This window comes from Streptomyces sp. NPDC026589 (genome assembly GCF_040638385.1).
Taxonomy (GTDB): domain Bacteria; phylum Actinomycetota; class Actinomycetes; order Streptomycetales; family Streptomycetaceae; genus Streptomyces.
Map to the genome: position 1 here is coordinate 243144 of NZ_JBEZYG010000004.1, position 19328 is coordinate 262471.

At 71.6% G+C, this 19328-nt stretch carries 17 protein-coding genes; 12 read left to right on the forward strand and 5 right to left on the reverse strand.

Annotated elements, in window-relative coordinates; genetic code table 11:
• The first annotated feature begins 14 nt into the window (after nt 1-14).
• On the forward strand, nt 15-557 hold the full coding sequence (locus tag AB0F29_RS09240) for an arginine repressor (RefSeq protein WP_018959444.1): 543 nt from the start codon (nt 15-17) through the stop codon (nt 555-557).
• 378 nt (nt 558-935) lie between these two features.
• Nucleotides 936-2900 (forward strand): protein kinase, encoded by a 1965-nt coding sequence (locus tag AB0F29_RS09245; protein WP_361869231.1) that lies wholly within the window; start codon nt 936-938, stop codon nt 2898-2900.
• Between the two features lie 444 nt (nt 2901-3344).
• Here the strand turns inward: AB0F29_RS09245 and AB0F29_RS09250 are convergent, their stop codons facing one another.
• Nucleotides 3345-4052 carry a L,D-transpeptidase family protein gene (locus AB0F29_RS09250; RefSeq protein ID WP_361869233.1) on the reverse strand — a complete coding sequence of 236 codons (708 nt, stop codon included), beginning with the start codon at nt 4050-4052 and terminating at the stop codon, nt 3345-3347.
• Between the two features lie 208 nt (nt 4053-4260).
• Here AB0F29_RS09250 and AB0F29_RS09255 point away from each other — a divergent pair, with 208 nt between their 5' ends.
• The 3 genes from AB0F29_RS09255 (at nt 4261) to AB0F29_RS09265 (ending at nt 8098) form a co-directional block, all read left to right on the forward strand.
• On the forward strand, nt 4261-5457 hold the full coding sequence (locus AB0F29_RS09255; protein ID WP_361869236.1) for an argininosuccinate synthase: 1197 nt from the start codon (nt 4261-4263) through the stop codon (nt 5455-5457).
• A gap of 134 nt (nt 5458-5591) precedes the next feature.
• Nucleotides 5592-7019 carry an argininosuccinate lyase gene (argH, locus tag AB0F29_RS09260; protein ID WP_361869237.1) on the forward strand — a complete coding sequence of 476 codons (1428 nt, stop codon included), beginning with the start codon at nt 5592-5594 and terminating at the stop codon, nt 7017-7019.
• Nucleotides 7020-7126: 107 nt separating this feature from the next.
• Nucleotides 7127-8098, forward strand: coding sequence for an aldo/keto reductase (locus tag AB0F29_RS09265; protein ID WP_361869239.1), 972 nt, complete (start codon nt 7127-7129; stop codon nt 8096-8098).
• A 43-nt stretch (nt 8099-8141) separates the two neighbouring features.
• Here the strand turns inward: AB0F29_RS09265 and helR are convergent, their stop codons facing one another.
• On the reverse strand, nt 8142-10307 hold the full coding sequence (helR, locus tag AB0F29_RS09270) for an RNA polymerase recycling motor ATPase HelR (protein ID WP_361869242.1): 2166 nt from the start codon (nt 10305-10307) through the stop codon (nt 8142-8144).
• A gap of 284 nt (nt 10308-10591) precedes the next feature.
• Here helR and AB0F29_RS09275 point away from each other — a divergent pair, with 284 nt between their 5' ends.
• Both AB0F29_RS09275 and AB0F29_RS09280 read left to right on the forward strand, forming a co-directional pair.
• Nucleotides 10592-11143 (forward strand): helix-turn-helix domain-containing protein, encoded by a 552-nt coding sequence (locus AB0F29_RS09275; RefSeq protein ID WP_361869245.1) that lies wholly within the window; start codon nt 10592-10594, stop codon nt 11141-11143.
• Nucleotides 11140-12684, forward strand: a complete 1545-nt coding sequence (locus tag AB0F29_RS09280; RefSeq protein ID WP_361869248.1) for an MFS transporter — start codon at nt 11140-11142, stop codon at nt 12682-12684. Before AB0F29_RS09275 ends, AB0F29_RS09280 begins: the two co-directional genes overlap by 4 nt.
• Before the next feature lie 97 nt (nt 12685-12781).
• Here AB0F29_RS09280 and AB0F29_RS09285 read toward each other — a convergent pair whose 3' ends face one another.
• Nucleotides 12782-13453 carry a lysophospholipid acyltransferase family protein gene (locus tag AB0F29_RS09285; RefSeq protein WP_361869251.1) on the reverse strand — a complete coding sequence of 224 codons (672 nt, stop codon included), beginning with the start codon at nt 13451-13453 and terminating at the stop codon, nt 12782-12784.
• A gap of 263 nt (nt 13454-13716) precedes the next feature.
• Here AB0F29_RS09285 and AB0F29_RS09290 point away from each other — a divergent pair, with 263 nt between their 5' ends.
• The 3 genes from AB0F29_RS09290 to AB0F29_RS09300 all read left to right on the forward strand — a co-directional run bounded on the left by AB0F29_RS09290 (nt 13717) and on the right by AB0F29_RS09300 (nt 16092).
• Nucleotides 13717-14862, forward strand: coding sequence for a glycerophosphodiester phosphodiesterase (locus AB0F29_RS09290; RefSeq protein WP_361869254.1), 1146 nt, complete (start codon nt 13717-13719; stop codon nt 14860-14862).
• 136 nt (nt 14863-14998) lie between these two features.
• On the forward strand, nt 14999-15571 hold the full coding sequence (locus tag AB0F29_RS09295) for a sigma-70 family RNA polymerase sigma factor (RefSeq protein ID WP_361869256.1): 573 nt from the start codon (nt 14999-15001) through the stop codon (nt 15569-15571).
• Nucleotides 15572-15588: 17 nt separating this feature from the next.
• Complete coding sequence (locus AB0F29_RS09300; RefSeq protein ID WP_361869259.1) at nt 15589-16092, forward strand: GNAT family N-acetyltransferase; 504 nt, start codon at nt 15589-15591, stop codon at nt 16090-16092.
• 44 nt (nt 16093-16136) lie between these two features.
• Here the strand turns inward: AB0F29_RS09300 and AB0F29_RS09305 are convergent, their stop codons facing one another.
• Both AB0F29_RS09305 and AB0F29_RS09310 read right to left on the reverse strand, forming a co-directional pair.
• A complete protein-coding gene (locus tag AB0F29_RS09305; RefSeq protein ID WP_361869260.1) occupies nt 16137-16577 on the reverse strand; it encodes a hypothetical protein in 441 nt (146 codons plus the stop codon).
• A 1-nt stretch (nt 16578) separates the two neighbouring features.
• Nucleotides 16579-16938, reverse strand: a complete 360-nt coding sequence (locus tag AB0F29_RS09310; RefSeq protein WP_215110157.1) for a hypothetical protein — start codon at nt 16936-16938, stop codon at nt 16579-16581.
• Between the two features lie 597 nt (nt 16939-17535).
• Here AB0F29_RS09310 and AB0F29_RS09315 point away from each other — a divergent pair.
• The gene (locus tag AB0F29_RS09315; RefSeq protein ID WP_361869263.1) at nt 17536-18633 is read left to right on the forward strand and encodes an ATP-binding cassette domain-containing protein; all 1098 of its coding nucleotides are present in this window, start codon (nt 17536-17538) and stop codon (nt 18631-18633) included.
• Nucleotides 18630-19301, forward strand: a complete 672-nt coding sequence (locus tag AB0F29_RS09320; protein ID WP_361869264.1) for a methionine ABC transporter permease — start codon at nt 18630-18632, stop codon at nt 19299-19301. Before AB0F29_RS09315 ends, AB0F29_RS09320 begins: the two co-directional genes overlap by 4 nt.
• The last annotated feature ends 27 nt before the right edge of the window (nt 19302-19328 follow it).

Genomic DNA, 19328 nt, shown 5'->3' on the forward strand with positions numbered 1-19328 from the left:
ATGAGGCGACGACGATGACCGAGGCGCAGGAATCCGAGCACGGCGGGCCGTCCGTGCCGCAGACCCGCACCGCCCGCCACCGCCGGATCGTGGACATTCTGAACCGGCAGCCGGTCCGCTCGCAGAGCCAGCTGGCCAAGCTCCTCGCCGACGACGGGCTGAGCGTCACCCAGGCGACGCTCTCCCGCGACCTCGACGAGCTGGGGGCGGTGAAGATCCGCAACACCGGCGGCGAGCTGATCTACGCGGTGCCGAGCGAGGGCGGATTCCGCACCCCGCAGGCCCCGCTGGGCGGTTCGGCCAAGGAGGAGCGGATGCGCCGGCTCTCGGCCGAGCTGCTCATCTCGGCGGAGGCCTCGGCCAACCTCGTGGTGCTGCGCACCCCGCCGGGCGCGGCCCAGTTCCTCGCCTCGGCCATCGACCAGGCCGAACTGCACGACGTCCTCGGCACCATCGCGGGCGACGACACGCTGATGCTCATCAGCCGCGACCCGAACGGCGGCCAGGCGCTCGCCGACCACCTGCTGAGGCTCGCTCAGAACGACCGTCAGGCGTAACGAGGGCCGGACGTGGTTGATGCCGTGGGCGGCGGACCCAACCCTCGCACGGTCGAGGAACGCCGCTGCGGTGGAACCCTTCCCGTTGTCCAGGGGGCCGGTGCGGGCGAGCCCGGAGGAGGTCGTCGACGATGGAGCGCGGGCGGATGCGGCCGCGCTTCGCGTCGGTCGCATCCGCCCGTGCCGTCACCTTGGCCCGGTCGCTGTTTCGGCTGTGGACCCGTCGGCCTCCGCCGTCGCGGATCCGGCCGTGAGCCGGACCTGACCAACCAGAAAGAGAACCTCAACTAGCCCTCAATTCGGCCTCGTTCGATGCTCGTGAGAAATACTGTGCGACATACGATCACCGAGGCAGAGAGGGCTCCGATGCAGCCATTGATGGACGACGATCCACGGCAGGTCGGACCTTTCCGCATCATCGAGCGGCTGGGCGCGGGCGGTATGGGCCGGGTCTATCTCGGCCGGGCCGCGGACGGGCGGGCGGTGGCGGTGAAGACGGCGCGGCGCGAACTCGCCGACGGCGGCAGCTTCCGGAAGCGCTTCGCCCGCGAAGTGGCCGCGGCCCAACGGGTCGGTGGACCGTTCGTGGCACCGGTGATCGACGCCGCCCCCGAGGCCGATGTGCCGTGGATGGCCACCGAGTACGTACCGGGCCTCTCCCTGACCGTCGTCGTGGACCGCTACGGGCCCTTACCCGAACACACCGTCACCCTGCTGGCCTCAGGTCTCCTGCAGGCACTCTCCGCCGTGCACGACCAGGGACTGGTCCATCGCGACCTCAAACCCTCCAACATCATCCTCACCTCCGCCGGGCCGCGCGTCATCGACTTCGGGATCGCCTACTCCGCGATCGACACCGTGCTGACGACGTACGGTGCCGTCCTCGGCACCCCCGGATTCATGGCCCCCGAACAACTCGCGATGGGCTCGGAGATCACGGAAGCGACGGACGTCTTCGCCTTCGGCAGCGTCCTCGTCTTCGCCGCTACCGGCAACGGCCCCTTCGGAACCGGTCATCCGCAGGTCCTGATGTACCGCACCATGAACGACGCCCCCCGGCTGGACAGCGTCCCCGGAGGCCTGGCACGGACCGTGGCGGCCTGCCTGGACAAGCCGCCGGACCGGCGGCCAACGGTCGCGGCCCTCGGACGGCACTTCGGCACGCACCGCTTCGACAACTGGCTCACGGGTCCCCTCGACTCCGATCTGCGCCGAATTTTCGCGCGGCTGAACGACCCCAGAGTCGCCTTCTCGCCGCGGGCCGCGGACAGTATGCCCACAGCTCCCGGCACGGCCCGGCCCACGGAGGGGCCGATCGCCGTGAACGAACCGAGGTCCCCCGCCGGCGCCTCCGCCCCGGGCGGTGGCGGCTCAGCAGCATCCACCCCCGGCCCCGGAGCCCGGCCGGCGTCCCCGAGGATGAGCCGACGCGGCGCGCTGGCCGCCCTCTCCTTCGCCGGGATAGCAGCGGGAGGCGGGGCGCTTTCCTGGGCCCTGTGGCCCGAGGGCAAGGAGAACGGCGCGAACGGGGACGAGGCCGCGCCCAGGAGTCCGGACGGGGACACGGAGGGCGACGGGGAGTCCAGCGAGCCCCCGCCCGCCGAAACCGGTGCGGCCGTCTTCGAACTGCCCAGCGGCAAAGTGAAGATCGACGCGGTCATGCCGGTGCCGGACGACCCGGTACGGCACGCCCCGAGCGGGTACTGGCTGTTCACCGGCGACCAGTACCTCCGCGCCAGGCTCTCCGCCGACGGCTACCCGGTACGGAAGAACCTGAAGGGACCCTCCGGGCTGGACGCGTGGAACACCATCGGGACGCAATCCGCTTTCCGGGACGGAATCGATGCCGTGCTCCGCGTTCCGGGAAGGGCCGACGAGTACTGGATCTTCTCCCGGGACAGATACATGCGCATCAGGGTCGACCCCCACTATTCCTACTACGACAGTCTGAAGGCGGGCCCCCGCCCCATCAGCGACTGGTCGGAAGCCTTCGGCGGAATCTCGGGCGATGGCGTCGACGCCATCGTTCCGGTGCCGGACGACCCCCATCAGGTCTGGGTGTTCTCGGGCTCCCAGTACGTCCGGACGCGGCTGAACAAGGACGGAACCCTGGGCGGCGAAATCGAGATCAACAGGCGGGCCGTCAGGGACGGCTGGCCGAAGACCCTGGGCTCGACGGAGGGATTCAGCGACGGATTCGACGCGGCGCTTCCCCTGCCGGGCGAACCGAACAAGTACTGGGTGTTCTCCGGGTCGCAGTACATGAAGATCAACGTGACCGACGTGGAGTACGACGACACCGTGCTCCAGCCACCGCGCGAACTCCGCACCGAGCAGGGGTGACGTACGGCAGCCCTCGGCCCTCCACCGCCGGTTGCCCGGCGCCGGCGGACGACGCCGGGCAACCGGAGTGAAGTCCCGGGGGCCGGGTCCGCACCGGCAGTGAGCCCGGGGGCCCACCCCGAAAGCGGTAAGCCGACGCGGCCAGGGCGACGGGGACGAGCGGCAGCAGGCTCTGGGTGAGGGAATCCGGGCCGTGCAGGGCGGCCCCGCCGTGCCACTTCGCCCGGTCCCTGAGGATCGCCGGGCAGAGCGCGTCGAGCCGGGCCCGGGGGGTGACGCTCTATTCGCACGGCCCGTTCCTTGATCGGATCGTCCGCGACGGACCAGGGCTGTCCCGGAGTGACCGACCTGCGGTTTCCGGCCGTTGGTGCCGTCCACGAGGAACGTCGGGCGGGCCGGGTGCCGCGGGCCCGGTCCGATCCGGAGGAGAGGGCCCGCGGCCGTTCAGTAGCGCGTGATCGCGGTGGGGCCCGAGGAGGTGCCGACCGCGATGTGCGGTTCGCGCTCCGGGTCCGCCCAGGCGAGGATCTCCGCCATGGCGTCGGCCGGGACCGAGACGCACCCGGCCGTCGCCCCGCGCCCGTTCACATGCAGGAAGATTCCCGCGCCCCTGCCCCGTACCGGACGGTCGTAGTTGAAGCCGATCACCAGGGCGCGGGCGTACTGCGTGCCGTAGGAGACCAGATGCTCGGCCTCCGCCGCCCGGCAGTCCGCCGGACGTGGCTCCACCCAGCGGTTGTACGCGCGCGCGTCGTTGTCCTGGCACCACCAGGAGTCCTCGGTGACCTCGCGGTACGGATACGTCGTGCCGGCCGGGGCGTCCTCGGTGCCGAAGGCGTACGGCAGGTCGTACAGGCCGGTGGGCGTGGTGCCGGTGCCCTGCTCCCGGGCCTCCCCGTCGGCCAGCCCGCCTTCCCCGAACCGCGCCGGCGCCGACCCGGCCTCCGTCCACCGGCCCCCGCGCCGCTCCCACCAGGTCACGGTCCCCGTCGTGGAGCCGGTGTCCGGGGCCTCGGCGGTGATCAGCTGGGAGCCGCCGCCCGTGTCCGCCAGCCGGTAGGGCAGGGGAGGGGCATCGGTCCGGCCGGGCCCGGCCCCGAGCGAGCCGGCCAGGGCGAGGAGTACGGCGGCGGTCACCAGTGATCTGCGCATGCTCCGGACCGTACGACGGCCGGCGGGCGCGCCCCACCGGACCTGCTCCGTACGGCCCAGCGGCTCACTCCGGACGGCCCGCTCACTCCGCTTGCCGCCTTCGTGCGTCCGGGCGGCCGAGCACGCTGCGCTGACCTGCTCTTTTGACAAACAATACGGTGGACTGCATAGTTATGCCTATCAGTGATTGCACCGTAAGGAGAAACCCGTGACCGAGCGCGTCGTTCTCGCCTACTCGGGCGGCCTGGACACCTCCGTCGCCATCGGCTGGATCGCCGAGGAGACGGGCGCCGAGGTCATCGCCGTCGCCGTGGACGTCGGCCAGGGCGGCGAGGACCTGGACGTCATCCGCAAGCGCGCGCTCGCCTGCGGTGCCGTCGAAGCCGAGGTCGCGGACGCCAAGGACGAGTTCGCCGAGGAGTACTGCCTCCCGGCGATCAAGGCCAACGCCCTCTACATGGACCGCTACCCGCTGGTCTCGGCCCTCTCCCGGCCGACCATCGTCAAGCACCTCGTCGCCGCCGCCCGCAAGCACGACGCCGGGATCGTCGCCCACGGCTGCACCGGCAAGGGCAACGACCAGGTCCGCTTCGAGGCCGGCATCTCCGCACTCGGCCCCGACCTGAAGTGCATCGCCCCGGTCCGCGACTACGCGATGACCCGGGACAAGGCGATCGCCTTCTGCGAGGAGAAGAACCTCCCGATCGCGACCACCAAGAAGTCCCCGTACTCCATCGACCAGAACGTCTTCGGGCGCGCCGTCGAGACGGGCTTCCTGGAGGACATCTGGAACGCGCCGATCGAGGACATCTACGAGTACACCGACAACCCCGCCGTCCAGCGCGAGGCCGACGAGGCCGTCATCTCCTTCAAGGAGGGCGTGCCCGTAGCCATCGACGGCCGTCCCGTCACCGTCCTCCAGGCGATCCAGCAGCTCAACGAGCGGGCCGGCGCGCAGGGCATCGGCCGGATCGACATCGTCGAGGACCGGCTCGTGGGCATCAAGTCCCGCGAGGTGTACGAGGCGCCCGGCGCGATCGCGCTGATCACCGCCCACCAGGAGCTGGAGAACGTCACCGTCGAGCGCGAGCTGGCCCGCTACAAGCGGCAGGTCGAGCAGCGCTGGGGCGAGATGGTCTACGACGGCCTGTGGTTCTCCCCGCTGAAGCGCGCCCTGGACGGCTTCATCAACGAGGCCAACCAGCACGTCACCGGCGACATCCGGATGACCCTGCACGGCGGCCGCGCCGTCGTCACAGGCCGGAAGTCCGAGGAGTCGCTGTACGACTTCAACCTCGCCACCTACGACTCGGGCGACACCTTCGACCAGTCCAAGGCGCAGGGCTTCATCGAGATCTTCGGTCTCTCCGCCAAGATCGCGGCCAAGCGTGATCTGCAGGCATAGCCTGACGCTTACCTCGCCCGACCCTCCCTCGTTGTACAGCCGCCTCCCCGTCGTCACGCGGCAGGGAGGCGGCCGCATATCCGTACCTTGGCCCATGTTCTGGCCTTGGCCTTTGCCCTTTTGAGGAGTACGCAGTGAGCAGCAACAACGGTGACGTCCGGCTCTGGGGCGCGCGTTTCGCCGACGGACCGGCCGAGGCGCTGGCCAAGCTGTCCGCCTCCGTCCACTTCGACTGGCGGCTCGCGCCGTACGACATCGCCGGCTCCCGAGCCCACGCACGCGTGCTCAACAAGGCGGGCCTGCTCAGCGAGGACGAGCTGACCCGGATGCTCGCCGGGCTCGACCAGCTCGCAGCGGACGTCGCGGACGGCTCCTTCACCGGGACCGTCGCCGACGAGGACGTCCACACCGCGCTGGAGCGCGGGCTGCTGGAGCGACTCGGCGCCGACCTCGGCGGCAAGCTGCGGGCCGGGCGGTCGCGGAACGACCAGATCGCCACGCTCTTCCGGATGTACCTGCGCGACCACGCCCGGACCATCGGCGGGCTGATCGCCGATCTCCAGAGCGCCCTGGTCGGCCTCGCCGAGGCCCACGCGGACGTCGCGATGCCGGGCCGCACCCACCTCCAGCACGCGCAGCCCGTGCTCTTCGCCCACCACGTGCTCGCCCACGTGCAGCCCCTGTCCCGGGACGCCGAACGGCTGCGCCAGTGGGACGAGCGCACCGCCGTCTCCCCGTACGGCTCCGGGGCGCTCGCCGGATCCTCGCTCGGCCTCGACCCGGAGGCGGTCGCCGCCGACCTCGGGTTCGAGCACGGCTCGGTCGCCAACTCCATCGACGGCACCGCCTCGCGGGACTTCGTCGCGGAGTTCGCCTTCATCACCGCGATGATCGGCGTCAACCTCTCCCGGATCGCGGAGGAGGTCATCATCTGGAACACGAAGGAGTTCTCCTTCGTCACCCTCCACGACGCCTTCTCCACCGGCTCCTCGATCATGCCGCAGAAGAAGAACCCGGACATCGCGGAGCTGGCCCGGGGCAAGTCCGGCCGACTCATCGGCAACCTGACCGGCCTGCTCGCCACGCTCAAGGCCCTCCCGCTCGCGTACAACCGGGACCTTCAGGAGGACAAGGAGCCCGTCTTCGACTCCTGCGACCAGCTGGAGGTCCTGCTCCCCGCCTTCACCGGGATGATGGCCACCCTCACCGTCAACCGTGAGCGCATGGAGGAGCTGGCCCCGGCGGGCTTCTCGCTCGCGACCGACATCGCGGAATGGCTGGTCAAGCAGGGCGTTCCGTTCCGGGTGGCGCACGAGGTGGCCGGCGCCTGCGTCAAGGAGTGCGAGCGGCAGGGCATCGAGCTCGACCAGCTCACCGACGAGCAGTTCGCCAAGATCTCCGAGCACCTCACCCCCGAGGTCCGCACCGTGCTCAACGTGCGGGGCGCCCTCGCCTCCCGCGACGGCCGGGGCGGAACGGCCCCCTCCGCCGTCGCCGTACAGCTCGCCGAGGTGAAGGAAGACCTGGCCGCCCAGCACGCCTGGGCGACCGCCCGCCAGTAGGGAGGCCGGTCGGGTGCGCGCGGGGAGCCGTGCCGCACCGGATGGACGAAGGGCATCGCGCGCTCACCGGGGTAGGAGTAACCGAAACCCGACCCGAGGAGCCCGCGATGCCCTTCGCCGCCCTGGCCGCCGCGACGACCCCGACCGCCCACTTCGGGCTGGGCCTTGCCGCCGTCGGGAGGCCCGGCTACATCAATCTCCACCGAGACCGGGACCTGCCCGCCGGCCGCGACGCCGACGCCCTGCGCGCCCGCACCCACGAACTGCTGGACGCCGCCTACGCCCAGGGCGTCCGGTACGTCGACACCGCCCGCTCCTACGGCCGCGCCGAGGAGTTCCTGGGGGAGTGGCTGGACGCCCGGCCCTCCTTCACCGACCTCGTCGTCGGCAGCAAGTGGGGGTACACCTACACCGCCGACTGGGACGTCGAGGCCGAGGAACACGAGGTCAAGGACCACAGCCTCGCCGCCTTCGAGCGCCAGTACGCCGAGACCCGGGCCCTCCTCGGCGACCGGCTCAGCCTCTACCAGGTCCACTCGGTTACCCCGGACAGCCCCGCGCTCACCGACAAGGAACTGCTCGACCGGCTCGCCGTCCTGGCCGCGGACGGGGTCACCGTCGGCCTCTCCACCAGCGGGCCCGCCCAGGCCGACGCGATCCGGGCCGCCCTCGCCGTCACGGTCGACGGCGAACCCCTCTTCCGTACGGTCCAGGCCACCTACAACGCCCTGGAGACCTCGGCCGCGCCCGCGCTCGCCGAGGCCCACGACGCCGGGCTCACCGTGATCGTCAAGGAGGGCATGGCCAACGGGCGCCTCGCCGGGGCCGAGGCCCCCGCCGTGTTCCAGGAGATCGCCGCCGCCGCGGGCGTGGGCGGCGACGCGGTCGCCCTCGCGCTGGTCCTGCACCAGCCCTGGGCGGACGTCGTGCTCTCCGGCGCCGCCACGGTGGGCCAGCTTTCCGGCAATCTGCACGCCGCCGTCGTCGACCTGGACGACGAGCAGCGGGCCGGCCTCGACGCCCTGGTCGAGGAGCCGGAGGCGTACTGGCGGCACCGGGCAGGACTGCCCTGGCACTGAAGCCCGCACGCGGGGCCGCCCCCGACGGCCCGGCCCCGACGCCTCAGGAGCTCGTCAGGACGACGAGCTCCCGGGTCGCCCGGGTCATCGCGACATAGCGGTCCACCGCCCCCTCGACGCCCGCGCCGAAGTCCTCCGGGTCGACGAGGACGACCAGGTCGAACTCCAGGCCCTTGGACAGCTCCGGGGTCAGCGACCGCACGCGGGGCGTCGCCCGGAACGCGGGGTCGCCGATGACGCAGGCGATCCCGTCGTCGTGCGCGGCGAGCCACGTCGCGAGGACCGTGTCCAGATCCTCGACGGAGCCGTACCTGACGGGGATGCCGCTGCCGCGGACGGAGACCGGCACGTTGGCGTCGGGGAGTACGGCCCGGACCACCGGTTCCGCCTCCGCCATGATCTCCCGCGGAGTCCGGTAGTTGATGGTCAGGGAGGCCAGGGTGATCCGGTCGAGCCCGACCCGCTCCAGCCGCTCCCGCCACGACTCGGTGAACCCGTGCCGGGCCTGCGCACGGTCCCCGACGACGGTGAAACTCCGGGACGGGCACCGCTGGAGCAGCATCTGCCACTGGGCGTCGGTCAGCTCCTGCGCCTCGTCCACGACGATGTGCGCGAACGGCCCGGCCAGCAGGTCGGGTTCGGTGCCGCCCGGCCGGTCGGCGGTGGCCAGGGACTCCCGGAGATCCGCCCCGCGCAGCATCACCAGCGCACCCTCGCCGTCCGTGTCCGCGTCGGCCAGGGTCTTGTCGGCGAGCAGACTCTCCACGACCCGGTCCATCTGCTCCCGCTCGGCGGCGGCCGCGGCCTCGTGTCGACGTCTGCGCCGGGACGCCTCCGGGTCTCCGAGCCGCTGCCGTGCCGCGTCGAGGAGAGGCAGGTCGGAAACCGTCCAGGCCCCGGCGTCCGGGCGCTGCAACCGTCCGACCTCCTCCGAGGTCAACCAGGGGGCGCACCTGCGCAGATAGGCGGGTACGGACCAGAGGTCGCCGACCAGGTCGGCCGCCTCGACCAGCGGCCAGGCGCGGTCGAAGAGGGCGAACAGCTCCCGGTTGCGCCGCAGCGAGGCGCGCAGTTGTTCCTCCGGTGCGTCCCCGTCGTGCTTGTCCACGAGGATCGTGACCAGCTCCTCCCAGATCTCCTCCCGCGCCTCGTTGTGCGGTGTGCCCGGGCCCGCCGCCCCGAACGCCGAGGCCCAGTCGGCGGCGCTCAGCCAGATGTCGGACCAGTGCGTCTGGACCCGTACGCCCGTGGCGGGCGGCTCCTCGTAGAACCGGACGGCCGGCTCGACCGCCTTCACCAGCTCCGCCGACGCCTTCAGCCGCGCCACCTCCGGGTCGGTCTCGGCGCCCGCCTGCGCCCCCTCGGCGACCAGGTCCCGCAGGGTGCACGTCTGCACGCCCTCCTCCCCGAGGCTGGGCAGGACATCGGCGACGTACCCCAGATAGGGCTCGTGCGGCCCGACGAACAGCACGCCACCGCGGCGGTGGCCGAGGCGCGGGTCGGAGTACAGGAGAAAGGCGGAGCGGTGCAGGGCGACGACGGTCTTCCCGGTGCCGGGCCCGCCGTCGACGACGAGCGTGCCCCGGGAGCCCGCCCGGATGATGGCGTCCTGGTCGGCCTGGATGGTGCCCAGCACATCGCGCATCCGGGCCGACCGGTTGCCGCCCAGGCCGGCGATGAACGCGGACTGGTCATCCAGCGCGGCATGACCGGCGAAGCCCTCCGGTGCGAACACCTCGTCCCAGTAGTCGCTGATCCGGCCGCCGGTCCAGCGGTAGCGGCGCCGGCTCGCCAGGCCCATCGGATCGGCGTGGGTGGCCCCGAAGAACGGCTCGGCGGCGGGGGAGCGCCAGTCGAGCAACAGCCGGCGGCCTGTGCTGTCGGTCAGCCCGAGCCGTCCCACGTACAGCGGTCCGCAGCCGTCCGCGGCGACCATGTGCCCGAGGCACAGGTCGAGGCCGAACCGCCGCAGGGCACGCAGCCGGCCGGTCAGCCGGTGGATCTCCACATCCCGGTCCATCGCCTGCCGGCTCGCTCCGCCGGGCGCCCTGCGCTCGGCCGCGAGCCGGTCGGTCAGCTCGGCGATCGACTGTTCCAGGCAGAGGGCGACGGCGGCGAAGTGCTGCTCGTCATCGGCGATCAGCGCCGGGTCGGCCTTGGCGGAGAGGCGGTCGGGGAGGGCGAACGCGCTGGCGGTCAGGGGTGTCACGGCATCGGTTCCGATCTGCGGTGCGTACGGGGGGCGGCGTACCGTCCCGGCTACGGCCGACGATTCTGCGGCATATGGGGGGTCTTGCCGCAAGGCCCCCCATGAGCTATAAGTTGAGAGTGGCAAGGAGTGGTTTCACCTCCGGCCATTTTTTGTTTCCCGCCTCGCTCCGCCCTTCGCTCTGCCCTTCGCTCCGCCCCTCCCTCGTGCCTGCCCTCTCCTGCTGCACACCCGCGCACCCGGGAAATGAGACGAACATGTCTCAGTTGGGCTATGGTTGTCTCATGACTCTCGACCGTGAGCAGGTGCTGCGCAGCGCCGCCGCCCTGCTGACCCGCAGATCGACCGCCACCATGGACGAGGTCGCCAGGGCGGCGGGCATCGGCCGGGCCACCCTCCACCGCCACTTCGCCGGGCGCGACGCCCTGGTGAGGGCGCTGGAGAATCTCGGCATCCAGGAGTTCGAGGCGGCCCTGGACGCCGCCCGGCTCGACGAGGACACCTCCGAGGAGGGGCTGCGCCGCCTCATCGCGGCCGTCGAGCCCAGCGCCGGACTGCTGTCCTTCCTCGTCAACGAGAACCAGCTCTTCGAGGGCGACGAGGTCAACGAGGGCTGGGACCGGGCCGACGCCCGCGTCTCCGCCTTCTTCCGCCGCGGCCAGGAGCGCGGCGAGTTCCGTATCGACCTCACCCCCGCCTGGCTCACGGAGGCCCTCTACGGGCTCGTCGGCACCGGCGCCTGGGCCGTCCAGGCGGGGCGGGTCGCCGCACAGGATTTCCAACACATGATCGTCGAGTTGCTGCTCGGCGGAGCACGCCGGAGCGTAGAGCAATGACCAGCATCGACCAGAACCCGGACACCACGGACGCCGTACGCCGCCCGGGGCGGTGGATCGCGCTCGCGGTCCTCGTCCTCGCCGTGCTGCTGGTGGCCGTGGACGCGACCGTCCTCGGTCTCGCCACCCCGTTCCTCAGCGAGGACCTCGAACCGACCGGCACCCAGCTGCTCTGGATCGGTGACGTCTACTCCTTCGTCATTGCCGGCCTGCTCGTCTCGATGGGCAGCCTCGGCGACCGCATCGGCCGCAAGAAGCTGCTGCTGGTCGGCGCCGTCGCGTTCGGCGCCGTCTCCGTGCTCAACGCGTACGCGACCACGCCGGAGATGATGATCGTGGCCCGGGCGCTGCTCGGTGTCGCGGGCGCCACCCTGATGCCGTCCACCCTGGCCCTGATCCGCAACCTCTTCCACGACCCGCGCGAGCGCAGCCTCGCCATCGGGATCTGGGGCGCGATGGCCTCGGCGGGCGCGGCCGTCGGTCCGGTCGTCGGCGGGGCCCTGCTCGAACACTTCTGGTGGGGTTCGGTCTTCCTCATCAACCTGCCCGTGATGGCCGTCCTCGTCGTCGTCGGCGTCAAGCTGATCCCGGAGTCCAAGAACCCGGCCCCGGGCCCGTGGGACATGCTCAGCGTCGGGCTCTCCCTGGTCGGCATGATCGGTGTGGTGTACGCCATCAAGGAGGCGGCAGCGCACGGGGTGAGCTGGGGGGCCGGAGCGGCGGCCGTCGTCGGCGTCTTGGCGCTCACCTGGTTCGTCCGCAGGCAACTGCGGCTGCCCGCGCCCCTGCTGGACATGCGGCTCTTCCACCACCGGGGCTTCTCCGGCGCGGTCCTCGCCGACCTGCTGACCATCCTCGGCCTGTCGGGTCTCGTCTTCTTCCTCTCCCAGTTCCTGCAACTGGTGCAGGGCCGCGGGCCGCTGGAGGCCGGGCTCGCCGAACTGCCCGCCGCCATCGGCGCGGTGACCGCGGGTCTGCTGGCCGGGTTCGCCGCCCGCCGCTTCTCGGTCCGCTCCGTCGTCTCGGGCGGCCTGGCCGCGGTCGGTTTCGCTCTGGGCAGTGTGACGCTGCTCGACCAGAACACCGGGTATCCGCTGCTCGGCTCCATGCTGCTGGTCGTCGGCGTCGGCGCGGGCTTCGCCTTCACCGTCACCGCCGACGTGATCCTCTCCAGCGTCCCGAAGGAGCAGGCGGGCTCCGCGTCCGCCGTCTCCGAGACCGCGTACGAACTGGGCGCGGCCCTCGGCATCGCCCTGCTCGGCTCCATCGTCACCGGCGTCTACCGGGGCTTCCCGACCCCGTCCGGCATCCCCGCCGACGTCGAGTCGGCCGCCCACGAGTCACTGGGCGGCGCGGTCGAGGCCGCCGGGGCGCTGCCCGCCGCCCAGGCCGGGCCGCTGGTCTCGGCGGCCCAGGAGGCGTTCGTCGACGGGCTGCGGTCGGCCGCGGGCATCGGCGCGGCGGTACTGCTGGCGGCGGCGGTCGCCTCCTGGTTCCTGCTGCGGGGCCAGAAGCTGGAGGACGGCGTCGAGCACCCGTGACCGTACGGCGAAGGGTCCGCACCCTCAGGGGTGCGGACCCTTCGCCGTGAGCGTCGTACGGGCCGGGCGGCCTTCTCCGTAACCGTCGTACGGGCGGTCAGGCAGCCTTCGCCTTCGTCGCGTACATGTCCACGTACTCCTGGCCGGACAGCCGCATCACCTCGGCCATCACCGAGTCGGTCACCGCCCGCAGGACGTAGCGGTCGCGGTCCATGCCCTCGTAGCGCGAGAACTCCATCGGCTCCCCGAAGCGCACCGTGACCTTGCCCGGCCGGGGCAGGCCGGCGCCGCCCGGCTGCAGCTTGTCGGTCCCGATCATCGCGAACGGGATCACCGGGGCGCCCGTCATCAGCGTCAGCCGCGCGATGCCCGTACGGCCCCGGTAGAGCCGGCCGTCGGGGGAGCGGGTGCCCTCGGGGTAGATGGCGAAGGCCTGCCCCTTCTCCAGCACCCGGCGTCCCGTCATCAGCGCCGCGACCCCGCCCCGGCCGCCGTCCCGGTCCACCGGGATCATGCCGCAGCCGGTGAAGAACCAGGCCATCAGCTTGCCCTTGAGGCCCTTGCCCGTGACGTACTCGTCCTTGCCGATGTAGAACACCGGCCGGTCGCAGCAGATCGGCATGATCATCGAGTCGATGAACGTGAGGTGGTTGCCCGCGAGGATCACCGGCCCGGTCCCGGGAATGTTCTCGACGCCTTCCACCTGTGGGCGGAACATCAGGCGCAGAATCGGTCCGAGCACTGCCTTGATGACCGTGAGACGGGACAACGGTTCCTCCGGTGTCGTGGCCTGGCCGGCCGCGATGGAATGGGTCGTACGGGCGGTGGCCGGTGCCGACGGGTGATGGTCGGTGCAGGTGAGGACGATACTCGCGGGTATGCCCTGATCGCACATCGGGTTCACGAAGCGGATACACGGTGTTGACGTGTGTTTCCGCCATGTTGGCCGAGGAGCCGTCCTCCCGTACACCTCCCAGCCTACGATCGGGCCTCGCTCGACCGGTCCCGGACATCACCAAGCGAGGAGCATTCATGACGGAGCGTGCGCGGAAGACCCCTGGCCGGCGGAGCCTCCTGGGCGCCGCGGTCCTCGGCACCGCGGCCCTGGGCCTGCCCGCCACCGCCCACGCGGCCGAGCGGGGCCGCGGCCACGGATCGCTGCGCGATCTGCCCGTGCCGACGGTGATCGGCCACCGCGGGGCCAGCGGCTACCGGCCCGAGCACACTCTCGGCTCCTACCAGCTGGCCCTCGACATGGGTGCGCACATCATCGAGCAGGACCTCGTGCCGACCAAGGACGGCCACCTCGTCTGCCGTCACGAGAACGACATCACCGCCACCACCGACGTCGCCGACCACCCCGAGTTCGCCGGCCGCAGGACGACCAAGAGCATCGACGGCCTCTCCCTGACCGGCTGGTTCACCGAGGACTTCACCCTCGCCGAGCTGAAGACCCTGCGGGCCAAGGAGCGCATCCCGGGCAACCGTCCGGACAACACCCTCTACGACGGCCGCTGGAGCGTCCCCACCTTCGAGGAGGTGCTGCGCTGGGCGGAGAAGGAGGGCCGCAAACGCTCCCGGCCGGTCTGGCTGTACGTGGAGACCAAGCACCCCACCTACTTCCGCAAGCTTGGCCTCGGCCTGGAGGAGCCGCTCGCCCGGCTGCTGCGCCGCTACGGGCGGGACCGCCGGAACTCCGCGCTCATCCTCCAGTCCTTCGAGCCCGGCTCGGTCCAGCGCCTCGCGCGCCTCGTCGACACCCCGCGCATCGTCCTGCTCTCCGGCCCGAAGGAGCGCCCCTGGGACTTCGTCGAGTCGGGCGACCCGCGCACCGTCGCCGACCTGGTGACCCCCGCCGGGCTGGCGTGGATGGCCTCCTTCGCCCAGGGCATCGGCCCCACCCTCGACCTCGTCATCCCGAAGGACGCCTCGGGACGGCTCACCACCCCGACCACGCTGGTGCGGGACGCGCACGCCAAGGGCCTGCGGCTGCACCCGTACACACTGCGCAACGAGAACAGCTTCCTGCCCGCCGACTTCCGGCGCGGCACCGACCCCAATGCCTACGGTGACGTGTTCGGCGCCTGCGCCGCCTATCTCGCCACCGGCATCGACGGCATCTTCGCCGACCATCCGGACGCGGCGCTGCTCGCGGCGGCGGACCACGCCGGGCGCTGACCCGGTACGGAGGCGGGCGCGGCGCACCACTCGTACCCGGGGTGCGCCGTCAGCCGCCCGCCCCCGGCATACCCCGGTCGGGTGGTGGAGCGCCGCCCGGGGCAACCGGCGGCCGTCCCGGCACGTCCGCCGGGGCATGACGCTTCCCGATCACGACCCCGGCCCGGCCGCTTCCACCGCCCTCGTCGTCCGTGCCTTACAACCCCTGGTTCGCGCGGAGGCGAGGGCCGAGGCCCCGGCCGCCGGGCTCGACCCCGCCGACCTCGAACAGAGCGTCTGGGTACGGCTGCTGGAGCGCCCGGCCGCCGCCGGACCACCCGCCGACGCGGCCCGCTGGGTGCGCGACACCGTACGGGGCGAGGCCCGCCGAGGCCGCCGGACGGTCCGGCGGGAACGCCCGTACGCCGGAGCGGAGCCCGCCGCCGGACCGGCCGACTGCCCGGAACGCGCCGCCCTCGGGGCCGCCGAACGCCGGGCGTTGCGCTCCGCGCTGGCCCGGCTGCCCGGCCGCTGCCCCCGGCTGCTGGAGGCGATGCTCGCCCCCAGCGACCCGACCTACCGGGAAATCGCAGGGGAGTTGGGTATGTCACAGGGGAGCTTGGGCCCGATCCGTTCCCGTTGCCTTGGATGTCTGCGCAGAATGCTGGCTGCGGAGGTTGTCGCTCCTTCCGTGCGGGAAGGGAGCGGTAGGCAACCGGCGAACAGGTGAGCGGGAGGCGTGCACACATGGGCATGAGCGTGACCATCTCGGCAGCGACGGCACAGGACGTCGAGCAGATCTTCAGACTTCAGTACCTCTGCTTCCAGCGCGAGGCGGAGCTGTACGACAACTACCGGATCGACCCGCTCGTCCAGAGCCTCGAATCCCTGCGCTCCGAAGTCGCCGACGACCTGGTGTTCGTGGCCCGGCTCGGGGACGAGGTCGTCGGCTCGGTCCGAGGCGGCACCGACCCGGACGGCACGGGCCTCATCGGCAAGCTCTGCGTTCATCCCCGGCTCCAGGGGCACGGCCTCGGGGCCAGGCTGCTGCTCGCCGCCGAGTCGGCGCTCTCCGCCGAGCGGGCGACGACCCGCTTCCGGCTGCACAGCGGACACCGCAGCGAGGGCAATCTGCGGCTCTACCGGCGAGCCGGGTACGCCCAGGTCGGGGCCGTCACCGGAGCCGACGGCGTCCGGATGGTCCTGTTGGAGAAGGACGCGGCCGACCGGGACTACGTGGCCAGCGCCTGACCGTGCGCCGCGCGCGGCGGGGCCGAAACGGCGTCGACAGGGCCTTAGACCGCGACCGTCTTCGCGCGGCGCAGCCAGATCATCCCGGTGACCGGCAGGATCACCGGGATGAAGAGGTACCCCATCCCGAAGTCCGACCACACCGTCGAGTCCGGGAAGGCGGTCGGCTCGACCAGCGTCCACGCGCCGACGACCAGCACACCGATCAGCTCCGCGGCACAGCACACCAGCGCCGCCCGGCGGGCCTTCTCGCCGCCGCGCACCAGCGAGTACGTGATGAAGCCGTACACCAGGGCCGCGACGGCCGAAAGCCCGTACGCCAGCGGCGCACGGTCGAAACCCCTGACCATCTCGACGATCGTCCGCGAGGCCGCCGCGACCGTGAACACCCCGTAGAACCAGACCAGGACCCGGCCGGGACCGGTGCCCAGTTCGAAGGCCGGCTTCGGGGCCGTGGCCACCTCGGGGCGGTCGGTGTCGCTCACGTCAGTTTCCCCAGATGTCATAGAGCCGGACCTCCAGAACCGCCAGCACGACCGCGCCCGCCGCGACCGTGACCGAACCCCAGCGGGTCCGCTCGGTCAACGACAGGAATCCGGCCGCGGGCACGGCGGCGAACGAACCGATCAGGTAGGCGATGAACACCGCCATCCCCTGCTCCGGCCGTTCCCCGCGCGCCAGCTGCACGACGCCCACGGCCAACTGGGCCAACGCCAGCACGGAGACGACCGCCATCCCGATGAAGTGCCAGTCCTTCGTCGGCTGGTCCCGGTAGGCGGCATGTCCGCACCAGGCGGCGAGGGCGAGCGCGGTCACGGCGACCGCGACCGTCAGGGCGTCAAGCATGAGTCGAGGGTATTACGGACGGAACGCCCGCCCGCGTGCGGCCCCGGCCGCCACGGAGGCGGCCACCGCACCGGGGCCCACATCGTGGCCTTGGCCACAACCGGCGGCCGAGGTTCCGCTACCCGGCCACCCGGTCACTCCTGAAGCCGCCCCTGCGATCACCCTGTCATCGCAGGTCACAGCGGTGCGCCGCGCGCCTTCCGGCGTAAACGGAAGGCAAGCATCCGGCCATCCAGTACTGTCCGCTATGCGGACAGCAGGGATCGCGGAGACCTCACGTCTGTTTTACTTGGCCCATGACCACGACGAGCAGCCGCACCCTTGCGACCGAGGCGATCAGCACGCCCGGTGCTCGTTGTATGTGTCGAATGCGCGCCTTCTGAGGGCCCCCGCCTGAGCCTCGCGCCCCGAAGCGAGACCGAGCCTGCGCCGTCCGCCCCCTGCGGAACGAGCGCGCCCGCGCATGCGCTGCCCCGGCCGACCGCCGCGTACAGCCATGCCGAGACACCCGGCCGACCAGCCCGAAAAGTCTCTTCAGACGAATGCCCCGTGCCCGGCGGACACCGCGCCGCGCACTCGACAGTGACGGAAACCCCTGTGATCACCACGACGGGCCTCACGAAGGTCTACCAGTCGCGCGACCGTGAGGTCACCGCACTCGACGGCGTCGACCTGCACGTCCGCGAAGGCGAGGTGTACGGCGTCATCGGACAGAGCGGCGCCGGCAAATCCTCCCTGATCCGCTGCGTCAACCTCCTGGAACGCCCCACCTCCGGCACGGTGACGGTGGCCGGCCAGGACCTCACCGCCCTCGCCGGCCGCGGCCGACGGGCGAGCGCCGAGCTGCGCCGGGCCCGCACCCGCATCGGCATGGTCTTCCAGCACTTCAACCTGCTCGACTCCCGCACCGTGCTGGACAACGTGGAGCTGCCGCTGGAGATCCTCGGCGTCTCCGGCCAGGACCGCACCCGCAAGGCCAGGGAACTCCTCGACCTGGTCGGCCTCGCCGACAAGGCGAAGGCCTACCCCGGCCAGCTCTCCGGCGGCCAGAAGCAGCGCGTGGGCATCGCCCGCGCCCTGGCGGGCGACCCCCAGGTGCTGCTCTCGGACGAGGCGACCTCCGCGCTCGACCCCGAGACCACCCGCTCCATCCTCCAACTGCTGCGCGACCTCAACCAGCAGCTCGGCCTGACCGTCCTGCTCATCACCCACGAGATGGACGTCGTCAAGACCGTCTGCGACTCCGCGGCGCTCATGCGGCGCGGCCGGATCGTCGAGTCCGGGACCGTCGCGGAACTCCTCGCCACCCCCGGCTCCGAACTGGCCCACGAGCTGTTCCCGGTCGGCGGGACCGCCTCCGGCCCCGACCGCACGGTCGTCGACGTCACCTTCCAGGGGGAATCGGCTTCCCAGCCGGTCATCTCCCAGCTCTCCCGTACGTACAACATCGACATCTCGATCCTCGGCGCCGCGATGGACACCGTCGGCGGCAAGCAGATCGGCCGGATGCGCATCGAGCTGCCCGGCCGCTTCGAGGAGAACGTCGTTCCCATCGGCTTCCTGCGCGAGCAGGGCCTCCAGGCCGAGGTCGTCGAGGACACGACCGACCCGGAGGCCGGCGCCGGGACCGACGCGCCCGCCACCGTCGTACCGGAGCAGACGTCCGCCCTGCTCACCAAGGAGGTCGTCAAGTGACCTGGTCCGAAATGCAGCCCCTGCTGACCCAGGGCACCGTCGACACCCTCTACATGGTGCTGTGGTCCGCGCTGGTCACCGTCGCCGGCGGACTGCCGCTCGGCATCCTCCTGGTCCTCACCGACAAGGGCGGACTGCTCCAGAACGCCCTGGTGAACAAGGTCGTCGGTGTGATCGTGAACGTCGGCCGCTCCCTGCCGTTCATCATCCTGCTGATCGCCCTGATCCCGTTCACCACCTGGGTCGTCGGTACCTTCATCGGTCCCACCGCGATGATCGTGCCGCTCGCCGTCGGAGCCATCCCGTTCTTCGCCCGGCTCGTCGAGACGGCGATCCGCGAGGTCGACCACGGACTCGTCGAGGCGGTGCAGTCGATGGGCGGCTCCATCCCCACGATCGTCCGCAAGGTGCTCCTCCCACAGGCGCTGCCCTCGCTCGTCTCGGGTGTCACCACCACCCTCATCGTGCTCATCGGCTACTCCGCGATGGCCGGCGCGGTCGGCGGCGAAGGGCTCGGCTCCCAGGCCATCACCAACGGATTCCAGCGCTTCGACAACCGGTTCATGCTGGTCACCGTCGCCCTGCTGGTCGTCATCGTCACGGTGATCCAGCTGATCGGTGACCTCGCCGTCCGGCTGCTGGCCCGCCGCGGCCGCACCGCCTCCTGAGGCCCGGCCCCCCAAAAACTCTCTGTC

Excerpts from the sequence above, each read along its gene's own strand:
- AB0F29_RS09240 (WP_018959444.1), top strand. The coding sequence starts at position 15 with ATGACCGAGGCGCAGGAATCCGAGCACGGCGGGCCGTCCGTGCCGCAG.
- AB0F29_RS09245 (WP_361869231.1), top strand. The coding sequence starts at position 936 with ATGGACGACGATCCACGGCAGGTCGGACCTTTCCGCATCATCGAGCGG.
- AB0F29_RS09250 (WP_361869233.1), bottom strand. The coding sequence starts at position 4,052 with ATGCGCAGATCACTGGTGACCGCCGCCGTACTCCTCGCCCTGGCCGGC.
- AB0F29_RS09265 (WP_361869239.1), top strand. The coding sequence starts at position 7,127 with ATGCCCTTCGCCGCCCTGGCCGCCGCGACGACCCCGACCGCCCACTTC.
- AB0F29_RS09275 (WP_361869245.1), top strand. The coding sequence starts at position 10,592 with ATGACTCTCGACCGTGAGCAGGTGCTGCGCAGCGCCGCCGCCCTGCTG.
- AB0F29_RS09280 (WP_361869248.1), top strand. The coding sequence starts at position 11,140 with ATGACCAGCATCGACCAGAACCCGGACACCACGGACGCCGTACGCCGC.
- AB0F29_RS09290 (WP_361869254.1), top strand. The coding sequence starts at position 13,717 with ATGACGGAGCGTGCGCGGAAGACCCCTGGCCGGCGGAGCCTCCTGGGC.
- AB0F29_RS09295 (WP_361869256.1), top strand. The coding sequence starts at position 14,999 with ATGACGCTTCCCGATCACGACCCCGGCCCGGCCGCTTCCACCGCCCTC.
- AB0F29_RS09300 (WP_361869259.1), top strand. The coding sequence starts at position 15,589 with ATGGGCATGAGCGTGACCATCTCGGCAGCGACGGCACAGGACGTCGAG.
- AB0F29_RS09310 (WP_215110157.1), bottom strand. The coding sequence starts at position 16,938 with ATGCTTGACGCCCTGACGGTCGCGGTCGCCGTGACCGCGCTCGCCCTC.